This is a genomic window from Halopseudomonas sp., assembly GCF_038130085.1.
Taxonomy (GTDB): Bacteria; Pseudomonadota; Gammaproteobacteria; order Pseudomonadales; family Pseudomonadaceae; genus Halopseudomonas.
In genome coordinates this window covers 67110-88198 of the sequence record NZ_JAYPMU010000002.1, presented here as the reverse complement: position 1 = coordinate 88198, position 21089 = coordinate 67110, and the positions used below count along the sequence as shown (strand labels likewise).

General features: G+C 60.8%; 13 protein-coding genes. 6 read left to right on the top strand and 7 right to left on the bottom strand.

Annotation, left to right across the window (positions count from 1 at the left end):
- Positions 1–57: 57 nt before the first annotated feature.
- From AAFM31_RS01940 to AAFM31_RS01930, 3 genes are read right to left on the bottom strand one after another with little or no spacing between them, the layout of a single operon-like run.
- The gene (locus tag AAFM31_RS01940) at positions 58–1080 is read right to left on the bottom strand and encodes a quinone-dependent dihydroorotate dehydrogenase (RefSeq protein ID WP_341706210.1); all 1023 of its coding nucleotides are present in this window, start codon (positions 1078–1080) and stop codon (positions 58–60) included.
- 60 nt (positions 1081–1140) lie between these two features.
- Positions 1141–1365, bottom strand: a complete 225-nt coding sequence (locus AAFM31_RS01935; RefSeq protein WP_341706209.1) for a DUF2835 domain-containing protein — start codon at positions 1363–1365, stop codon at positions 1141–1143.
- The gene (locus tag AAFM31_RS01930) at positions 1353–6224 is read right to left on the bottom strand and encodes an NAD-glutamate dehydrogenase (RefSeq protein WP_341706208.1); all 4872 of its coding nucleotides are present in this window, start codon (positions 6222–6224) and stop codon (positions 1353–1355) included. Before AAFM31_RS01930 ends, AAFM31_RS01935 begins: the two co-directional genes overlap by 13 nt.
- A gap of 174 nt (positions 6225–6398) precedes the next feature.
- On the opposite strand from AAFM31_RS01930, the gene AAFM31_RS01925 reads away from it, so the two are divergent.
- From AAFM31_RS01925 to AAFM31_RS01900, 6 genes are read left to right on the top strand one after another with little or no spacing between them, the layout of a single operon-like run.
- Positions 6399–7358, top strand: a complete 960-nt coding sequence (locus tag AAFM31_RS01925) for a MoxR family ATPase (protein ID WP_341706207.1) — start codon at positions 6399–6401, stop codon at positions 7356–7358.
- 3 nt (positions 7359–7361) lie between these two features.
- Positions 7362–8312, top strand: a complete 951-nt coding sequence (locus AAFM31_RS01920; protein WP_341706206.1) for a DUF58 domain-containing protein — start codon at positions 7362–7364, stop codon at positions 8310–8312.
- Positions 8309–8770: a DUF4381 family protein gene (locus AAFM31_RS01915; RefSeq protein WP_341706205.1), complete on the top strand. Its 462-nt coding sequence runs from the start codon at positions 8309–8311 to the stop codon at positions 8768–8770. Before AAFM31_RS01920 ends, AAFM31_RS01915 begins: the two co-directional genes overlap by 4 nt.
- The gene (locus tag AAFM31_RS01910) at positions 8763–9761 is read left to right on the top strand and encodes a VWA domain-containing protein (protein WP_341706204.1); all 999 of its coding nucleotides are present in this window, start codon (positions 8763–8765) and stop codon (positions 9759–9761) included. Before AAFM31_RS01915 ends, AAFM31_RS01910 begins: the two co-directional genes overlap by 8 nt.
- Complete coding sequence (locus AAFM31_RS01905) at positions 9751–11541, top strand: VWA domain-containing protein (RefSeq protein ID WP_341706203.1); 1791 nt, start codon at positions 9751–9753, stop codon at positions 11539–11541. Before AAFM31_RS01910 ends, AAFM31_RS01905 begins: the two co-directional genes overlap by 11 nt.
- Positions 11541–13202 carry a BatD family protein gene (locus AAFM31_RS01900; protein WP_341706202.1) on the top strand — a complete coding sequence of 554 codons (1662 nt, stop codon included), beginning with the start codon at positions 11541–11543 and terminating at the stop codon, positions 13200–13202. The genes AAFM31_RS01905 and AAFM31_RS01900 overlap by 1 nt, the downstream gene beginning before the upstream one ends.
- A 516-nt stretch (positions 13203–13718) precedes the next feature.
- Here the strand turns inward: AAFM31_RS01900 and AAFM31_RS01895 are convergent.
- From AAFM31_RS01895 to AAFM31_RS01880, 4 genes are all read right to left on the bottom strand, one after another.
- The gene (locus AAFM31_RS01895) at positions 13719–16073 is read right to left on the bottom strand and encodes an MMPL family transporter (RefSeq protein ID WP_341706201.1); all 2355 of its coding nucleotides are present in this window, start codon (positions 16071–16073) and stop codon (positions 13719–13721) included.
- Positions 16074–16097: 24 nt separating this feature from the next.
- Positions 16098–17231 carry a YCF48-related protein gene (locus AAFM31_RS01890; RefSeq protein WP_341706200.1) on the bottom strand — a complete coding sequence of 378 codons (1134 nt, stop codon included), beginning with the start codon at positions 17229–17231 and terminating at the stop codon, positions 16098–16100.
- 288 nt (positions 17232–17519) lie between these two features.
- A complete protein-coding gene (locus tag AAFM31_RS01885; protein WP_341706199.1) occupies positions 17520–19895 on the bottom strand; it encodes an MMPL family transporter in 2376 nt (791 codons plus the stop codon).
- Between the two features lie 27 nt (positions 19896–19922).
- The gene (locus AAFM31_RS01880; RefSeq protein WP_341706198.1) at positions 19923–21047 is read right to left on the bottom strand and encodes a YCF48-related protein; all 1125 of its coding nucleotides are present in this window, start codon (positions 21045–21047) and stop codon (positions 19923–19925) included.
- Between the last annotated feature and the right edge of the window lie 42 nt (positions 21048–21089).

Below are 21089 nucleotides of genomic sequence, written 5' to 3'. Positions count from 1 at the left end.
ACAGCGCCGGGCCTCAGGAAGGCCCACCCAGCCCCCGCTCTGCGGGGGCTTCCATTTTCAGCGGGGCATAACTGCAATGGCGTCAGCACATTCGCGGATCAGTTCCGGCCCGCGATAGATGAAACCACTGTAAAGCTGAACCAGACTGGCCCCTGCGGCAATCTTGTCGGCCGCATCGGCACCGCTGAAAATGCCGCCCACACCAATGATCGGCATCTGCCCTTTCAGCTCACCGGCCAACAGACGTACCACCTCGGTCGACATGTCGGTGAGCGGCGCACCAGACAAACCACCGGCCTCATTGGCGTAGGGAGAGTCCGCTACCGCACTGCGGTCCAGCGTGGTGTTGGTCGCGATCACTGCGTCCATCCCTTCTTCCAGCAGCGTCGCGCCAACCAGCGCCACTTCTTCAGGGGTCATGTCCGGTGCAATCTTGATCGCAATCGGCACGTAACGGCCCCGCTCTTCGGCCAGCGTCTTCTGGCACTGCTTGATCTGACCGAGCAGCACCTTGAGGGTCTCGCCATACTGCAGCGTGCGCAGACCGGGGGTGTTCGGCGAGGACAGATTGACGGTCACGTAGCTGGCGCGGTCGTAGACTTTACGCAGGCAGTACAGATAGTCATCGATCGCATTCTCGACCGGGGTAACCGCGTTCTTGCCGATGTTGATACCCAGCACGCCGTCATAACGCACACCGGCCAGTCGCTCCAGCATCGCGTCAACGCCCTGATTGTTGAAGCCGAAGCGATTGATGATCGCCAACTGATCTGTCAGGCGGAACAACCGAGGCTTGGGATTGCCGGGCTGCGGACGCGGCGTGACGGTGCCCACTTCAATGGAGCCAAACCCCATCGCCGCCAGACCGTCCACTGCCACGGCATTCTTGTCCAGACCAGCAGCCAGGCCCACCGGGTTGTCAAAGGTCAGGCCCATGACTTCGACCGGCTGCGGCGGTACCGCACGGACCAGTTTGTCCGCGATGCGCAGACGCCCCGCGGCGCCAATCATGTCCAGTGCAAGGTCGTGGGAGGTTTCCGCGGGCAGGCGGAACATCAGCGAGCGAAGCATTTCGTACATGGCGGGCATCCGGGGGCAGAAAATCAGGGTGCAGAGTATACCTGAATCAAGCGCCCGCGCTCAGCTCGCGAGGCGTTCGAGCTTGAGCAATTTGCCCTCATCGGTAAATTGCATCAGAAAGCTGCCATAAACGCCCTGATGGGTCAGAAAAGGTCGCAGGTGATGAGCCGGCAGACTAACCCGCCGGCCATCACGACTGTACATCAACACCCGCTCGGCGCGCCCTTGATACCAGGCCAGATAACGCTCTGCGGGTAACGCCAAATCTATGATCAACTGCTGCATGCATCGTCCTGAACAAGCAGGCGTGCGTGCTGAGCCAGATCCAGCAACTCACGCATCGCCACCGCCACCATCGGGTAATCTCCAGCGCCAGCACTCTTCAGCTCGCTCAGCATGGCCTGCCAACGCACCACCATGGCCTGATTGCGCTGCACCCAGTCGGCTACCAGCACATCGACCGGGGTCGACTCGTCGCCGCCCTGCAGCGCTGCAATAGTCATGCTGCGCGCCTGCCAGTCGAGGTCGTCGCGATAGCTTTCGCGCGCCAGCGCCTGCCAATGGTTGTCGACCTGCAGGCCGGTCACCTGCTGGCTGAACCACGGCAATTGCAGCTGCGAACCAAGCGCGAAGAATACCTGCGCCACGCGCTCGGCATTCTGCCCGGTTGCATCGGCCGCTTCAACGATACCGAGCAAGGTGTAGGCATGGCCGGTACCGGCGACCACCCGGGCGATGGCATCCGGTACGCCTTGATCAACATAGTGCTGATAACGCTCGTCCCAGAGCTGGCGTACATCCCCCTCGAGCAACTGATCAAAGCGTTCAGCCAGGGTGCGGATACAGGGCGCGAAGTGGGCGACCTCACGTTCTGGCAACAGCTCACTGCGGCGGTTGCGGATGAACCAGCGGCTGGCTCGGCGACCGAGCCGCATCAACTCCTCCATCAACTCCAGCTGAACCTCGGCAGAGACCTGGTGATCCAGCGCCTCGATACCCGCAAAGTGGTCCTGCAGATGGAATACATCTCGCGCAACTACCCAGGCGCGCGCCACGTCGCTGACCGCTGCTCCGGTCGACTGCTCGAGTCGACGCAGGAAGGTAATACCCATGTGATTGACCAGATTGTTTGCCAACTGGGTGGAAACAATCTCGCGGCGCAGCCGATGACGGCCGAGCGCATCGCTCCAGGACTTCAGCAGCACCCCAGGAAACGCGGTTTCCAGCTCACGGGCCAGATACGGGTCCTCCGGCACGTCTGAGGCGACCAGTGCCTCCTTGAGGTCAGCCTTGGAGTAGGAAATAAGAACGGACAACTCGGCACGGGTCAGCCCCTTGCCACTGGCCTTGCGCTCGGCCAGCTGATCGTCTTCGGGCAGAAACTCCAATGCACGATTGAGTTTGCCGCTGCTCTCCATCGCGTTGATAAAGCGCCGATACTCACCCATGGTCTGCGTAGCCTGGCGCTGCGCCAGACTGATCGCCTGGGTCTGCTTGTAGTTGTTGCCGAGCACCAGTTCAGCCACCGCGTCGGTCATGCTGGCCAGCAGCTTGTTGCGCTGCTTGGCGGTCATGTCCTGGGCGGCGACCACTTCGTTGAGCAGAATCTTGATGTTGACCTCATGGTCGGAGCAGTCGACACCACCGGCGTTGTCGATGAAGTCGGTGTTCAACGCCCCACCATTCAGGCAGTACTCGATGCGTCCGAGCTGGGTCAGACCGAGGTTGCCGCCCTCGCCCACCACCCGGCAGCGCAGGTCTCGCCCATTGACCCGCAGCGCATCGTTGGCCTTGTCGCCGACATCCGCGTGGGTCTCACTGCTGGCTTTGACGTAGGTACCAATGCCGCCGTTCCAGATCAAATCGACCGGCGCCTTGAGCAACTGGTGAATCAGCTCGGTCGGCGTCAGCCGCTCGGCGCTGATATCAAAGCGTTCACGCATCTGTGGCGTCAGGGTGATCTGCTTGAGGCTGCGGGAGAATACACCGCCGCCTTCCGAGATCAGGCTACTGTCGTAGTCAGCCCAGCTGGAACGCGGCAGAGCGAACATTCGCTCGCGCTCGGCGTAGCTGCGCTCCGGATCCGGGTCCGGATCAATAAAGATATGCTGGTGGTTGAACGCGGCAACCAGCTGCAGCGTACGTGACTGCAGCAGGCCGTTACCGAACACGTCGCCGGCCATGTCACCTATCCCGATCACGCTGACCGGATCGGTCTGTACGTTGACTCCCAATTCACGGAAATGCCGCTGCACCGAAACCCAGGCTCCGCGCGCGGTAATACCCATCTTCTTGTGGTCGTACCCGGCCGAACCACCGGAGGCAAAAGCATCGCCAAGCCAGAAGCCGTAACCAGCGGCGATCTCGTTGGCAATATCAGAGAAGGTAGCGGTGCCCTTGTCGGCGGCAACCACCAGGTAGGGATCGTCAGCATCGTGGCGCACCACGTTGGCTGGCGGTACCACCTTGCCGTCGGCGAGGTTATCGGTGATATCCAGCAACCCTTGGATGAACAGCCGGTAGCAGGCAATGGCCTCCTGCTGCACCTCATCACGACTGCCGCCCAGCGGCAGCCGCCGCGGGACAAACCCGCCTTTGGCGCCCACCGGTACGATGACCGCGTTCTTGACCTGCTGCGCCTTGACCAGACCAAGCACCTCGGTGCGGTAGTCCTCTTCCCGATCGGACCAGCGCAACCCTCCACGCGCCACCTTGCCGCCGCGTAAATGGACGCCCTCGACCCGCGGCGAATAGACGAATATCTCGAACATCGGACGTGGCAGCGGCAGCTCCGGAATCGCTGACGGGTCGAACTTCAGGCTGAGGTAGTCTTTGCTCTGACCACTGTCATCGGGCTGGTAGAAGTTGGTACGCAGGGTGGCCTTGATCAGGTCCAGGTAGCGCCGCAGGATGCGATCCTCGTTCAGCACCGCGACCTCATCCAGCGCACCAAGAATGGCTTTTTCCAGTTTCTGCTGCATCTCGCCGAGGTCTTCGGCGCTGAGCTTGCGAGCCAGATAGAAACGCGTACGGAACAGCCGGACCAATTCCCGGGCAATATCGGCATGAGCTACCAGCGTGGCAGCGATGTACGGCAGCTCAAAGCCCAACCGAATCTGTTTCAGATAGCGCGCATAAGCTCGCAACAGCGCCACATCGCGCCAGGGCAATCCGGCCAGCAATACCAGCCGATTGAACCCGTCGTTCTCCGCCTGCCCGGACCAGACTGCCTTGAAGGCATCTCGGAACAGCTCGTTAGCCTCCTGAATGTCGAGAGTCGCGCCGCCAACAAAGGTGAACTCGAAATCATGAATCCAGAAACTGGTGCCGTCGGCCTGAGTAATACGGAACGGGAACTCGCCCAAAACCCGCAGGCCGAGGTTCTCCAGCACCGGGATCACATCCGACAGTGGTAATGACTCGTTCAGGTGGTACAACTTGCAGTGCAGTACACCCTTCTTTTGCGCCAGCGGCTGATAGAAGCTCATCGCCAGCGGTGCATCACTGCTCAAGCCAAGCAGCGTCTGCAGATCAACCACGCCGGTCGCAGGCGTAAACCGATCGCTGTAGCCCGGTGGAAAGCCGTCGCCAATATGGGCAAGCACGTCAGTGGCTCGGGCCTCACCCAGACTCTCGAGCAGTCGATCACGAAACTCGTCCTGCCAGTTGCGGCATGCGCGCACCACTTCCTGTTCAATTTTCACGGGGTCGATGTCCGGGGTCTTGGTCGGGTCAACGCGCAGAATGAACTGAGTACGCGCCAGAATGGATTCAGAGAAATAGGTCCAGAACTCGCTTTCGGTCGCTTGCAGGCGTTCCATCAATACCGCCTGAATCTTCAAGCGAATGTCGGTTGAGTAGACATCCCGCGGCACGAATGCCAGCGCGTAGTAGAACCGGCCGTAGTTGCCGCGACGCAGGAACAGACGAATCTGATTGCGCTCCTGCATCTGCACGATATTGAGCGCAGTTTCGGCCAGCTCGTCGACCGACATCTGGAACAGATCGTCGCGCGGCAATACCTGCAACACCTGCTCCAGCTCCTTCGCCAGATGGCTGCGCGGCAAAAAGCCGGAGACCGAACGCACGTGCGCTACCTTGCGGCGGACGTGGGGGATGTTGTCGACCAGTGCGGAATAGACACGCGAGGTGTACAGGCCCATGAAGCGATGTTCCTGAATCACCCGTCCGTCCAGATCCACTTCACGCACAGAGACATAATCCGGATAGGCCGGCCGATGCACTCGACTCAACTGCGAGGCCTTGGCGAACGACAGCAGCAACGGCGCCTGCAGGTAACTGATGACCTGCTCGGGCAGCCCCTCCAGACTCTCATCCCGCGGATTGAGGGCCAGCGCGCCGAGGCTTGCACCAGTACGCAGTCCGAGTTGTTGCTCCGCCAACCCCTCGTTAATCGAGAAGCACTCATAGCCAAGAAAGGTGAAATGGTTATCCAGCAGCCATTCAAGGAAGGCAATCACCTCGTTGCGTTCCTCTCGGGCAAAGTACTGCTTGCGCCGACTGCCGAGCAGCGAGATCAACTCCAGAACCCGCGCCTGCATGGCCGGAAAGTCCTGCACCGTCGCCCGCACGTTGCTCAACGCGTCAAACAGGCCATCCTGCAACGCTCGCAAATCAGCGTTGGTGGTCGCACGATCGATCTCGATGTACATCACCGATTCGGCACGTGCGCCCTTGGCGTCACTGGCGCTGGGTAGCAGTTGCAGCAACTTGCCGTCCTCACCGCGCTGCACCGTCATGACGCTGTTGTAGAGATTGTGAATGGCGTAGCCGTGCCGGCTCAGCTCCATTCGCACCGAGTCCACCAGAAACGGTAGATCGCGGTGGACCACTTCCACGACGGTATGGGTGGTCTGCCAGCCGTGCTGCTGGGTATCGGGATTGAACACCCGCAGTTTGACGTCGCTGTTGGGGAGTTCTTGCAGAAAACGCCAGGCAGAGAGCGTGCAGCCGAGCAGGTCGTTATCCTGACGGGATGCCAGTTCCGCGTGCGAAGCAATGCCGAAGAAGTTATTGCAGAACAGACCAATCACGTCACGATCAGCCTTGGTGACCAACGCGCGCAGGCGCTCGGTCAATGTATCAATGAACGCCTGTTTGGAGCTGGCCATGATCAATGCCATCTTGCCGTCCTCCCGGATCGCGGGGTGCATCTGCGCCGCCCTGCACCGTGGTGCCCGAAGGCCCGTCGCTGGGGCGCCGGATTAATTGTGATGTGAGGATAGTCTAGACCAAAGGGATTTCGTTAAAGTGACGTACACTGACGCCAGCCAGCGAACCAGAACAACGGAAAACACATGACCCATCGGGAATCCCTGCTGCAGTTGAAGGCCTTTATGGGCCAGCACATTTTCGGCCAGGAGCACTTGATTGATCGCATGCTGATCAGCCTGCTTGCCGGCGGCCACGTCCTGGTCGAAGGCGCGCCCGGTCTGGCCAAGACCAAGGCAATCAAGGCTCTGTCCGAGGGCATCGAAGCGGACTTTCACCGCATCCAGTTCACCCCGGACCTGCTCCCTGCCGACATCACCGGCACCGAGGTCTATCACCCGGAAACCACCACATTCAGCTTCCAGCAGGGGCCGATCTTTCATCACCTGGTGCTGGCCGACGAAATCAACCGCGCCCCGGCGAAGGTGCAGTCTGCTCTGCTCGAAGCAATGGCCGAGCGTCAGGTCAGTATTGGCCGCAAGACCTATGCCCTGCCCGAGCTGTTCATGGTCATGGCGACCCAAAACCCGATTGAGCAGGAAGGCACCTATCCACTGCCCGAGGCACAGCTTGACCGATTTCTGATGCATGTCCGCATTGGCTTCCCCGACGCGGCACTGGAGCGCCAGATTCTGCAACTGGCCCGCGGCGAAGCACGCGGTGACGAGCCCAGAATGGCCGAGCGCATTACCCAGCAAAGCATCCTCGCTGCCCGTCAGGAAGTCCTCGACCTGTTTATGGCCGAGGCGGTGGAGGAATACCTGATCCAGTTGGTGATGGCGACCCGCCGTCCGGAACAGTACAACCCGCAACTGGCCGAATGGCTGGAAATGGGCGCCAGCCCGCGTGGCACCATTGCGCTGGACCGCTGCGCCCGCGCCCATGCCTGGCTCGCCGGCCGCGACTTTGTCAGCCCCGAAGATGTGCAGGCGATTGCCCACGATGTGCTCCGTCACCGGGTTCTGCTAAGTTTCGAGGCCGAAGCCGCCGGCATCGACAGCGACCAGGCCATCAACCTGCTGATCGACTCGGTTCCCGTTGTCTGAGCCATGACGGTCAGCCTCGATCCGACCCTGCACACCAGCCTGGAGGCGTTGCTCGCGACGCGCCGGCATTGCCACGAGCTGCCGTTGTTCAGCCGCCCCGTGCGCAACGGGCGGCAGACCGGCCAGCAGAACTCACGCCTGCGCGGCCGCGGTGTCGATTTTGACCAAGTACGTGCCTATCTGCCCGGCGATGACATTCGTAATATCGACTGGCGCGTGACTGCCCGCAGTCAGAAGGTGCACACCAAAGTATTCAACGAAGAGCGCGAGCGTCCGGTGTTCCTGATCGGCGAACAGAGCTCGCGACTGTTCTTCGGCAGCCAGCGGTGTCTGAAATCGGTGCTGGCCGCCGAAACCTGCGCCCTGATCGCCTGGACTGCACTCGCCCACCACGACCGAGTCGGCGGCATGGTGTTTGGCGCAGGGCAATGCCATGAAGTGCGCCCACGGCGGGATCGCAAGGCCCTGCTGCAACTGCTGCAACTGCTGGTGCAAGCCAATCAGGCACTCGTGCCGGAGCAGGTCGAGACAACGGAGCCCGCAACCGAGGCGCTGAACATGGCGCTGCGTCACAGCCGGGAAATCATCCGCCCCGGAAGCATCCTCTATATCGTCTGTGACCATGCAGCCATCGACGGTTTGAACCAAAGCCTGCTGGTGCCGCTGGCAGGCCATAACGACCTGATCCTGTTGCCGGTATTTGACCCGCTCGACAGCGAGCTGCCGGCCAATGGTGCGCTGGATTTCGTCCAGGCCGACCAGCGCCTGACGCTGAACAGCAACGATGGCGCCATTCGAGACGCCTACGCAGCACAGTTTCAAGCCCAGCGCCAAGCCTGGCTTAGACTGGCCCGCCGTCTGCGCTGCAGCGTGCTGCCCCTCGATACCCGCTCACCGGCCCACGAACAGCTGCGCGACAATTTCGGCGGCCACCCAAAGGCAGCGCAAGCATGACCAGCCCGCTGGAAGGCAGCCTGCTGCTGCCAGCTCTGCCGCCCCCAATCAGCTGGTGGCCGCCGGCGCCTGGCTGGATAGCGCTGGCGGCCATTCTGGTGCTGCTGCTGGTCCTGACGCCGCTCGCGCTGATCCTCAATCGCCGTCGGCAAAGACGGCGACTGAAAGCCCAGCGCATCCTCTGGGAAATACCCGAGAACCTGTCCGATCACGACTGGCTGGCGGCACTTAACACGCAGCTCAAGCGCCACCTGAAAAGCCGCGGCGAGATTGCCGCTACCCGGCTCTACGGCAACAGCTGGGTAGACTATCTGTGCCAGCACTACCCGCGTCCCCGCGCCGACCTGTTGGCCCCGCTGGGTGGCACGCTGTATCAGGCCGATGTGCAGCTCAGTGTCGCTGATCGCCGCACCCTGCAACGCGAGTTGCTGCGCTGGATAAGGCACAACCATGTTTGAACTGGCCTGGCCCGCAAGCATTCTGCTATTGCCGCTGCCGTGGCTGCTGCGTTGGCTGCTGCCACCGGCAAAACGCCCCGAGGCGGCGTTGCAGATTAGCTTTATGGCACGCCTGCAGCGGCTTGAAGCAGCACAGCCGAGTGCCCCTCACCCAATCCGTCAGGCCGCCCCATTGATCCTTATCTGGCTGCTGCTGGTGTTTGCCGCCGCCCGGCCGCAGCTGCTTGGCGCGCCACTGCCGCCGCCCAGCAGCGGCCGGGACATGATGCTGGCGGTCGACCTGTCGGCGAGTATGGATACCCGCGACCTTACCTTGGCCGACAAGCAGACCGACCGACTCAGCGTGGTAAAGCACTGGCTGGACGAGTTGATCGAGCAGCGCAGCGGCGATCGTATCGGGCTGATCCTGTTTGGCACCCGCGCCTACGTCCAGTCACCGCTGACCTACGACCTCGACAGCGTTCGACAATGGCTCGACGAAGCCTTTATCGGTCTGGCCGGCCGCGACACGGCCATTGGTGATGCCATCGGCCTGGCGATCAAGCGCCTGATGGCACAACCGGCCAACAGCCGTGTCCTGCTGCTGGTAACCGATGGTGCAAACACCGCCGGCGGAATCTCGCCGATTCAGGCTGCACGACTGGCAGCCGATGAACATATCCGCATCTTTACCATTGGCGTCGGGGCCGAAAGCAAGGGCAACACCGATCTGATGAGCATGCTTGAGGGCAACGCCGATCCGGCCAGCGATCTCGACGAGGCGACCCTGCAAGAGATCGCCAATGTTACCGATGGCGCCTACTTCCGAGTCCGTGACAGCGAGTCGCTGGCGGCGGCCGTCAACCGTATCGAACAACTCGAACCGAGTCTGCGCAGCGGCCCGGCGAGCCGCAAGGCGCAGCCGCTGTATCACTGGCCGTTGGCGGCGGCGCTGCTGATCAGCCTGCTCTGGAGCAGCCCAGTGCTGCGCAGGAGGCTGCATGTTGGCTGAGCCTTCCCTGCCCTTCACGTTCCTGCGTCCACTCTGGCTCCTTGGCATTCTCCCTGCCTTGGCAGTGTGCTGGTATCTGTACCGCCATCGGCGCCGGCGCTCCGGCTGGGACAGCCTGCTACCCGCAACGCTACGCAAGGTGCTGGTCGAGGGGCAACCGGGGCGGTTGTACATTGGCCGCTACCTGTTGCTGGCCTCAATCTGGACACTCAGCCTGATCACCCTCGCCGGTCCCGCATGGGAGTCGACGGACCAGGTGCAACGCGAGGACAGCGCCAGTCTGATCATCGTGCTGCAGGTATCACGCAGCATGCTCTCCAACGACCTGCAACCGACCCGACTGGAGCGCGCCAAGCGCAAGATTCGCGATCTGCTGCACCGCTACCCGGATCGCCGTGTGGCGCTCATCGCCTATGCAGGCAGCGCGCATCTGGTCGCCCCGCTGACCCGTGACCACACCACCCTGATCAACCTGCTGGACGCCCTGCACCCGGATATCATGCCGGTGCGCGGCCAGCGGGCCGATCAGGCCCTGCTGCTGGCGGCCGATTTACGCGCCGAGCACGGCGACAGCGCTACCCAGGTGCTGCTGCTGAGCAGTGGCATCGACGACATCGACCCGGAACGCCTCGATCTGGCGGCAGATCGGCTCGGCAGCAGTCTGCAGGTCATCGGCATCGGCACCGCGGATGGGGCACCGGTGCCACTGGCCGAGGGTGGTTTCATGCGCGATGACCAGGGTCGGATTCTGCTACCACGCCTGAACGAACCGACGCTGGTTGAGTTTGCCCGCTCAGAGGGCGGTAGCTACGCCCGCATGAGTCTGGATGACAGCGATATAGAAAAACTGCTCGAGTCCGATCTGAGTGCGCAGCAGAGTGACACCGAACAACGGCAGCGCAGCGACCAGGGCCACTGGTTATTGCTGCTATTGCTGCCGCTGGTTGCTCTGGGTGCTCGTCGCGGCTGGATTCTGGTCGTCCTTTGCGCGCTGTGGTTACCCCAACCCGCCTCCGCCATGAGCTGGGCCGATCTCTGGAAACGACCCGACCAGCAGGCCGCCGCCCTGATGGCTGCGGGCCAACCGGCCGAGGCCGCTGCGCTGTTCGAAGATCCGCAATGGCGCGCCCGCGCGCTACTGGACAGTGGCGACTATGCCGCCGCCGCAGCCATATGGGGAGCACTCGCCGAGCAGCAGCCAGACAACGCCGAACTGCATTTCAGTCACGGCACCGCACTCGCCCTAGCTGGCGACTACCAGCAAGCGCTCGCCGCCTTCGAGCAGACCTTGACGCGCGCCCCGGATCACACTGCTGCCCGGCATAACCGCCAGCGGGTCGAGGCCTACCTCGCCGAACAGCGCGAACAACAGACTGAGCCCGAAAACCCACCCACCGATTCAGAGACAGCGCAGACCGCTCCCACAGGCGGTACCGGTGAAGAAGCCGAAGACAGTGCCAGTGGAGCAGAGAGCGCTGCTGGTGCGGAGCAAGGCGCCGAGAGTAATGGGCCCGGCGGCAGTCAAACGAGCGATGCTGCAACTGCTGAGAACGGCTCAGCTGATAGCAGCGGCAGCGTCACGGCTGGCGAGCTCACCGAAAGCCCTGAACTTGAAGACGACAGCGCAGCCGCCAGCGGTGGCGCGGGAAGTCGCCGACAGATAGAACAGCGTCAAGCTGTGCAACAATGGCTGCGGGACATTCCCGACAATCCCGCGGAGCTGCTACGGCGCAAGTTCCTCTATCAGCACCTGCAACAGAACGACGGACGCCCTCGATAATGCGCAAGCTGCTTCTCATCCTGCTTCTGCTGACCACCAGCCTGCCGGCCTTTGCCGCATTGCAGGCCAGCGTCGACCGCACCCAGCTGGTCGAACAGCAGCCGCTGGAGCTGACCCTTGAAAGCACCCTGGCAAAGCGCAGCGATGAGCCGGATCTGAGTGCTCTGGAGGAGCACTTCCAGATCGAGTCCACCCGCAGACTCAGCCTGGTCAGCACCATCAACGGCCGAAGTCTGCCGGTCACCCGCTGGGTCGTGCGCCTGCTCCCCCTGCGTACTGGCTACGTCATCATTCCGCCGCTGGAGCTGGCCGGTGAGCGCAGCGAACCCGTCACGCTGCACGTACTGACCCAAGCCCAGGCAGACGAGATCAGCCCCGACCAGATCGCGCCGATCTTTATCGACAGCGAACTCGACACCCTCACACCCTACGTCCAGGCGCAGGTTCTGCTGACGCTGCGCATATATCACTCAGTCTCGCTGTACGACGACTCGACGCTCAGCGGATTGGAGATCCCCGATGCCCGCGTGGAATCGCTTGGCGCACCGAAAACCTACGAGCGCGAGATCAACGGCATCGTTCACGGTGTAATCGAAGTACGCTACGCAATCTATCCGCAGCACAGCGGTGTGCTCGACATTCCGTCACAGCTTTTCAGCGCAACCGCAGTACAACAGCGCTCCAGCGCCAGTCCACCCGGCGGTCACAATGCCCGCTTTATCCAGCTGCGCTCGCCGAGCCAACAGCTGCAGGTCAAACCCATTCCCGACAGCTACCCCGCAGGAGTGCCCTGGCTGCCTGCACGCCAGGTACGCCTCAGTCAGAACTGGCAGCCGGATCCGGCCGGCGAACTGACCCGTGGCGAGCCATTGACTCGCACCCTGTCGATCCAGGCCGATGGACTGACTGCCATGCAGCTGCCGGAGCTGAATACCCTCTCCTCCGATCAGGACGAGCTGCGTCAGTACAGCGATCAACCACAACTGGAAAACCAGCTTTCCAGCACTGGCGTGCTGGGGCTTCGACAGGAAAGCTCGGCCGTTGTCGCACGTCACGCCGGCCGTCATGTCGTACCCGCCATTCGCGTGCAATGGTGGAATACCACCACCGATCAGTTGGAAGTGTCCGAGTTGGATGCTGTTGCGCTGAATATTCGCGGCAATGGCAGCTTCAACGACAACAACACGACCTATACCGGCCAGCCCGTTGCAGATCAGCCCCTGCTCTGGCCCTGGCAACTCGCAACCTTGCTGCTGCTCGGCGCCCTCGGCTGGGTACTGCTGCAACTGCGCACCGCACGAAACGCCCTGTCCGCCCTGGACGAACTGGGCGAAGACACCGTCAGCCTCGATACCGACCAGCCCGGCAACCCGCTCGCCGACCTGCAGGCGGCCTGCCGTCATAACCAGCCCGCCGAGGCGCGCAAGGCACTGGAACACTGGGCCAAACAGCAGGAAAGCGATCTGATTGCCCTGAGCCACGCCCACCCCATCCTCGCCGATGCACTGGATGATCTGAACGGCTGCCTGTTCGGCCAGACCGAACACGCCTGGCGCGGCAAACCGCTCTGGCGCGCCGTACGCAAGGTAACCCAAGCCCGACAGCGCGAGGCCGAAGCTCTGGGTGAGAGTGCGATTGAGCCGCTGTACCCGGATGTGTGAGTAACGCTCGTTTCGAGGCCGATTATCAACATCGCCGCTTGCTGCACCCACCACCACATCGACATCATCTCAACCGGGCAAATTGAGCTACCGCGCTGGCAGTACCCAAGCGCACGTCACAAGTCAGCCATATAAGTACGCACACTTTCGCTGTTGCCGAGCCCTCTTTTCGCCTTCACGGCGAGCCAAGGGGGGCCGCTTGCCCGCCCCCCCTTGGCGATCCCCCCCGGCACCCGGCTACGCGGCCCTTCGGGTTCGCTGCGTTGCTCGGCTTGGCAGGGGCCGGCAGAACTCGGCTCTGCGAGCCTCAAACAGGCTGCCGTCCTGTTTCCTGCCAACCCTGCGCTACTCGCCCGCGTAAACGGGACGAACCCCACGTGCACACTCCACCATATATTGAAGCGTCAGGCATCGCCGGCACGATGCCTGACGTGCACGCTGACATTCCGTACATAACGCAAAATGCTCCCCACAAAAAAACCGCCCGAAGGCGGTTTTTTGTACAGCTCAACTCACTCAGCTACGCAGCTTGTCCGGACGGATCAGGAAGCGAGCCAGTGCCGGCAGCAGCCAGAGTGCGCCGAACATGTTCCACAGGAACATGAAGGTCAGCAGGATACCCATGTCGGCCTGGAACTTGATCGCGGAGAAGATCCAGGTAGCAACACCGATGGCCAGGGTGAAACCAGTGAAGGTCACGGCCTTACCTGTGGTCTTCAGCGTTTCATAGTAGGCCTCCTGCAGCGGCAGGCCCTGACGCAGATAGGTTTCCAGGCGGCTGTAGATGTAGATGCCGTAGTCGACACCGATACCCACACCCAGCGCGATAACCGGCAGCGTAGCTACCTTCACGCCAATACCCAGGAACGCCATCAGCGCGTTGGCCAGAACCGAAGTCAGAGCCAGCGGGATGATGATACACAGCACCGCGCGGATCGAACGGAAGGTGATCAGACACATGAGGATGACGACCGCGTATACGGTCAGCAGCATCTTGGTCTGAGACGCTTCGATCACCACGTTGGTGGCCGCTTCGATACCGGCGTTACCGGCCGCCAGCAGGAACTGCAGGTCGTCGGTGTTGTACTCGGCAGCGAACGCTTCCACTTCTGCGGTCGCCCGCTTCAGGGTGTCAGCCTTGTGGTCATCGAGGAAGATCATGACCGGAGCCAGCGAGCAGGCGGAGTTGAACATGCCCGACGGCGCACGGCTGATGGCGTTGTTCAGGTTGTCCTGGTTACGCGACAGGGTCTGCCACTTCAGGTTGCCCTCGTTGTTGCCCATGATCACCTGCTTGGCCACAGTCACCAGCGAGACCGCTGACTGCACACCGTCGAGGTTGTTCATGCGCCATTCCAGCTGATCGATGGCTTCCATAGTTTCATACGCGGAGCACATCTCGTCCGGCGTCTTGACCATGACCACCAGAATGTCGGAACTGGTGGAGTAGTTCTCGATGATGAACTGGTTGTCGAGGTTATAACGCGAGTCAGCACGCAACTCCGGCGCACCCGGATCGAGGTCACCAATCGCCACGTTCTTGCCGTGATAGATACCGAAGGCAAAGGCGATGATCGCCAGCACAACGGAGATCGGTGCGACAGCCGGGTGAGCAAACTTGGCAACGCCCAGCCACAGCTTCTGCGGGCGGTTCGCCAGGTTACGGTTACGCTCGACGGCCTTGCGGCTGATACCGATGTACGACATCAGGATTGGCAGCAGCATCAGGTTGGTCAGGATGATCACACCCACACCGACCGACGCAGCGATACCCAGTTCGCGGATAACCTCAATCTCGATCAGCAGCAGCGTCACGAAACCTACGGCGTCAGAGATCAGCGCCACAATGCCCGGGATGTAGAGTGCACGGAAAGCGCGGCGGGCAGCGGTTTGGCTGTCGTCGGCGTTGGTGTACTCAATTGCCATGCCGTTGATGATCTGCACACCGTGGGAGATACCGATCGCGAACACCAGGAAGGGAACCAGAATCGAGTACGGGTCCAGACCAAAGCCCAGCGTGCGCAGCAGACCCAGCTGCCAGACCACAGCGATAACCGAGCACACGAGTGTGGTGATCGAGCTCTTCAGGCAGCGGGTGAACATCATCAGCAGAACAAAGGTGATCAGCAGCGCCGCACCGAAGAACATCACAACCTTGATAATGCCGTCGATCAGGTCACCGACCTTCTTGGCAAAACCAACGATATGGATCTGGATGTTCGGGTTCTCGCCCTGGAACTCGGCGCGAATCTTGTCTTCCAGCTGACGCGAGAAGTCGCCGTAATCCAGCTGGATCAGCTCACCCTGGTTCTCGGGGTTCGGATAAGCCTCCTGCAGCGGCACATCGATGATGGTCGACTTGAAGTTGTTGGCTACCAGTCGGCCGATCTCGCCGGACTTGAGCACGTTTTCACGCAGCTCTTCCAGATCGCTTTCGCTCAGATACGCCGGGCGATTGGCGACCGGGCCACCGTCGAAACCGTACTCGGTCACTTCGGTCCAGCGGACGTTAGGCGTCCACAGTGAGCGCAGATTGGAACGATCTACACCCGGCAGGAAGAACACCTCATCGTTGATGCGCTTGAGGGTCTCCATGTACTCGGTGCTGAAGATATCGCCATCTTTGATTTCCACCGCGATACGAATCGAGTTGCCGAGGTTCGGCAGATCGTTCTCGTGCGCGATCATGTTGGCGATGTATGGGTGCTTGAGAGGAATCATCTTCTCGAAGCTGGTATCGGGCTTGACCTGTGCCGCTTGATAACCGAAGAACACGGTCAGCATCGCGAACAGCAGCAGAACAACAATCCGATTGTTGAAGATCAAGCGTTCCACAAAGGGAGCGCTCGTTTCCTGATGAAGCTTGGACATCCAGACTCTCCTGGCAGCTGTTTGTTATTGGTTTTCGGGCAGGCCGTTGGCTGCCGCCTTGACCACGCCATGCTGGCCGACCAGCACCAGTTCGCCGTCTGGCAAACGCTTGGCCGTTGCCAAGGCAACGCGGTCAGGGCGCACTGCGACTTCAAAATTTGAACCGTTATCAGTGCTGGTCACCACTACCCCACCAGCACCCACGACGGCGATCGAACCATCAGCCGACAGGTTGCCGCCCAACAGCGTCGCTTCCAGCGGGCCATTGTTCGGTGTGTGCAGTTCAACCTGCTCCCAGCTGTCACCAAAATCGGTGGAGCGGAACATGTTGCCGCGCAGGCCCCAGACCACGACCTGGCCGTCGATGCCAGTGCCGGCAGTACCAAACCAGGTACCGTCGTAGGGAGAGGTCTGCAGGGTTTCCCAGGTGTCGCCAAAGTCGGGCGAGCGATACATGGTGCCCATCTCGCCGACGAGGAACAGACCAGTGCCTTCAACCGCGGTCACGGCGTTGTAGTGGAAGCCATCCGGGTTGTCGATATCGAAAGACAGGTCTTCCCAGGTTTCGCCGCCATCGTCGGTGCGCAGATAGGTGCCGTAGGCGCCAAAGGCGAAGCCGGTGTTGGTATCACGGAACCACAGATCCATCAGGGGGCGCTCAAGCAGACCCGGGCCATCAGGATCAGCCGCTTCATCCAGCGCCGGATCACGGTACTGGAGTTCCCAGCTTGCGCCGGCGTCACTGGAATGCAGAATCACGCCATCATGGCCAACCGCCCAGCCGTTGCTGGCGTCAGCAAAATACACTGCGGTCAGCAGTTGGCGTACGGGAGATTGAGCCTGGGTCCAGCTGGCACCCTGATCATCCGAGTAAACGATGTGGCCACGGCTGCCAACAGCAACCAGGCGGTCGCCTGCAGCAGCGACGTCGAGCAGCAGCGAGTGACTGGCCAGCTCAGACATGATCGCCGGCTTTGGTGCTTCGGCAACGGTATCAGCTGCCAGTGCGGGTGTGATTGAAGCGGTCATCAGCGCCGCGCCAAGGCCAGCAGCCTTGAGTACGCGAGTAGCAAAGGATTGCTTGCGGAACTGCGCCCGCTGGCCGATGGCACAGGCCAGTTGAGTCGTTTGAGTGCGCCAACGAGTGGGCTCGCGCATACACCATTCCCCCTTATTGTTATCCATCTTTCCGCTTTAAAACGGGACTGCCCATGGTAACGAGCGCGACAAGGCCGCGCCAACGGCTCACGGTTATCTTTTGTTAATCACGTTATCAATGCAGAACCCTGCATTTTCGCAGCAATATTTCGACACAAACTCAGTCTCCACGATAACCGCAGAAGCGCCAACCGGGAAACACTAGGGCCCTTCCCCGCCAAGGCGCACCGCGAGCGGGCACAAAAAAACCCGCCAAATGGCGGGTTTTTTTTGTGCTGCAGCGCGCTATCAGTGAGACAGCTTACTACCGCGGGAGTTACGCACTTTCTCTGGATTGATCAGGAAGCGAGCCAGTGCCGGCAGCAGCAGCATCGCGCCGATCATGTTGACCAGGAACATGAAGGTCAGCATCAGACCCATGTCGGCCTGGAACTTGATCGCAGAGAAGATCCAGGTCGCTACACCGATTGCCAGACACAGACCGGTGAACAGTACCGCCTTACCGGTGGAGCGCAGGGTCTCGTAGTAGGCTTCCTGCAGCGGCATGCCCTGACGCAGGAAACTCTCCAGACGGCTGTAGATGTAGATACCGTAGTCAACACCGATACCCACGCCCAGAGCGATTACCGGCAGCGTTGCCACCTTCATACCGATGCCGAGGAAGGCCATCAGTGCGTTACCCAGCACCGAGGTCAGGATCAGCGGCAGAACGATACAGATGGTTGCGGGCAGCGAGCGGAAGGTGATCATACACATCACACCTACCCAGATGTACACCAACACCAGGATCAGCAGCTCGGAGCTGGAGATGATCTCGTTGGTCGCAGCTTCGATACCGGCGTTACCGGCAGCCAGCTTGAACACCATGTCATCGGTGTTGTACTCGGCCGCAAACTCTTCGACGGCAGCGGTAGCACGCTTGAGGGTGTCAGCCTTGTGGTCATCGAGGAAGACCATGACCGGCGCCAGCGAGCACGCCGAGTTGAACATGCCAGACGGCGCACGGCTGATGGCGTTGTTCAGAACATCCTGGTTACGCGACAGACCCTGCCACTTCAGGTTGCCCTCGTTGGAGCCCATGATCACCTGCTTTGCAACGGTCACCAGAGACACAGCCGATTGCACACCTTCCAGGTTCTGCATCTTCCACTGCAGCTGATCGATCGCATCCATGGTTTCGTAGGCAGAGCACTTCTCCGGCGGAGTAGCGACCATCACGACCAGGATGTCGGAGCTGGTGGTGTAGTTCTGGATGATGAAGTCGTTGTCCTTGTTGTAGCGCGAATCAGGACGCAGCTCCGGCGCACCAGCATCGAGGTCACCGACCTTGATGTTGTTCTTCTGGTAGACAAAGCAGCTGGCACCAGCAACCAGGGCAACGATGACCATCCACGGCGCTACATTCGGGTGCGCAACGTTGGACAGGAAGCGCCAGAACGGATGCTCGCGAACCGCATCGCGCTTGGAGCGCTCAACCGCCTTCTTGCTGATACCCAGATACGAAATGGTGACCGGCAGCATGATCAGGTTGGTGAACACGATTACCGCTACACCGATGGAAGCACCGATTGCCAGTTCGTGGATCACGTCAATCTTGATGACCAGCAGGGTAATAAAGCCTACCGCGTCAGCCAGAATCGCGATCATGCCCGGCAGGAACAGCTGACGGAAAGTCAGACGTGCCGCCACCAGCGCGTTATCTGCCCCACCCGACTGCAGGGCAATACCGTTGATCTTCTGCACCCCGTGGGAAATGCCGATGGCGAAGATCAGGAACGGCACCAGCATCGAGTACGGGTCCAGACCAAAGCCGACCAGATTGATCAAACCCAGCTGCCAGATCACCGCAATAACGGTGGTCACCAGTACCGAGACGGTACTGCGGATACACCAGGTGAACATGTAGAGCAGAACGAAGGTGATGACGAAGGCAATACCGAAGAAGCCAACCACGCCCATCAGACCGTCAATCAGGTCACCGACTTTCTTGGCGAAGCCAACGATGTGGATCTTGATATTCGGGTTTTCGGCCTGAAAGCGATCGCGGATCTTTTCTTCCAGCAGGTGCGAGAACTGCTTGTAGTCAAGGCGCAGCAGCTCGCTCTGGTTGTCCGGATTCGGATAGAACTCCTGCAGCGGCACCTCGATGATGCTCGACTTGAAGTTGTTGGCAACCAGACGACCGATTTCACCGGACTTCAGGACGTTGGCGCGCAGCTCTTCCAGGTCTTCCTGATTGGTGTAGGACGGATGATTGGTTACCGGGCCACCGTCAAAGCCGTACTCGGTCACTTCGGTCCAGCGTACGTTCGGCGTCCACAGCGAACGCAGGTTCGAACGGTCTACGCCGGGCAGGAAGAAGACTTCGTCGTTGATCTGCTTGAGCGTCTCCATGTACTCCGTGGAGAAAATATCGCCCTCTTCGATCGCAACCGCAATGCGGATCGAGTTACCGAGGTTGGCCAGATCGTTCTGGTGCTCGATCATGTTGACGATATAGGGATGTTCGAGCGGAATCATCTTGGCAAAGCTGGTGTCGGGTCGCACCTGCAGCGCCTGATACCCCAGAAACAGGGAAACGAGCGAGAAAAGAATCACCACAGCAAGGCGGTTATTGAATACCAACCGCTCCATGAATGGTGCGTTACTCTGGTCAAAAGACATCCAGATTCTCCTGGCTTGTAATTATTATCAGTGAGCGTTCAGAGCACTTGCCGGCATGGTGGCGACACCATGTTGACCGACCAGCAGCAGTTCACCGTCTGCGAGCGCCTTGGCCGAGGCCAGAGCGATGCGATCAGGACGGGTCATGACATCAAAGCTGTTACCGCCATCGTTGCTGCTCAGGACAACGCCACCAGCACCCACGACAACAACTTTGCCATCGCCAGACAGGCCGCCACCGAGCAGGGTCGCTTCCAGCGGGCCGTTGTTCGGGGTCAGCAGCTCAACCTGTTCCCAGGTGGTGCCGAAATCGACGGAACGGAACATGTTGCCACGCAGGCCCCAGACCAGGACGACGTTCTCTTCGTTGGTGCCGGAGGCACCGAACCAGGAGCCGTCATAGGGCAGGTCGGTCAGCGTTTCCCAGGTGTCACCGAAGTCGGGGGAGCGATACAGAGTACCCATCTCGCCGGCGAGCATCAGGCCTGCACCCTTCACCGCGGTGATTGCGTTGTAGTGGAAGCCATCGGGGTTATCGATATCGAACGAGCGATCGTCCCAGGTCTTGCCACCATCGTCAGTGCGCAGGAAGGTGCCGTAAGCGCCGACCGCAAAGCCGGTCTTGGCATTTTTGAACCAGACGTCCATCAGCGGACGCTCCAGAAGGCTCGGGCCATCCGGATCAACCGGCTGTTCCAGTTCGGGATCGCGGTATTGCATCTCCCAGTTGGCGCCCGCATCGCTGGTGTGCAGGATCAGGGAGTCGTGCCCTACTGCCCAACCGTTCTTGTCGTCGGCGAAATAAACGGAGGTCAGCAACTGGCGTACAGGAACGTTAGCCTGAATCCAGGATTTGCCTTGATCATCGGAATAAACGATATGGCCACGGCTGCCAACAGCAACTAGGCGATCACCAGCAACAGCAGCGTCGACCAGCAGGGTATGAGCGGCCAGGTCCGACTTGATTGCAGGTTGTACGCTCTCCGCAACATCGGCTGCCTGAGCGGGCACGGCGCCGAGTGCAAACAGGCCGGACAGCATCACGGCTTGAGCAACAGCACTGACGGAGAAACCTTTCTTAAGATGTTCGCCCGACCCGTTGCGGTCTGTTCGGGCCACGAATGGAGCGCGCCAATTGCTAGGCTTACGCATACACCACCCCTCTTTATTTTTGTATTAGTGCATCTGCTCCGC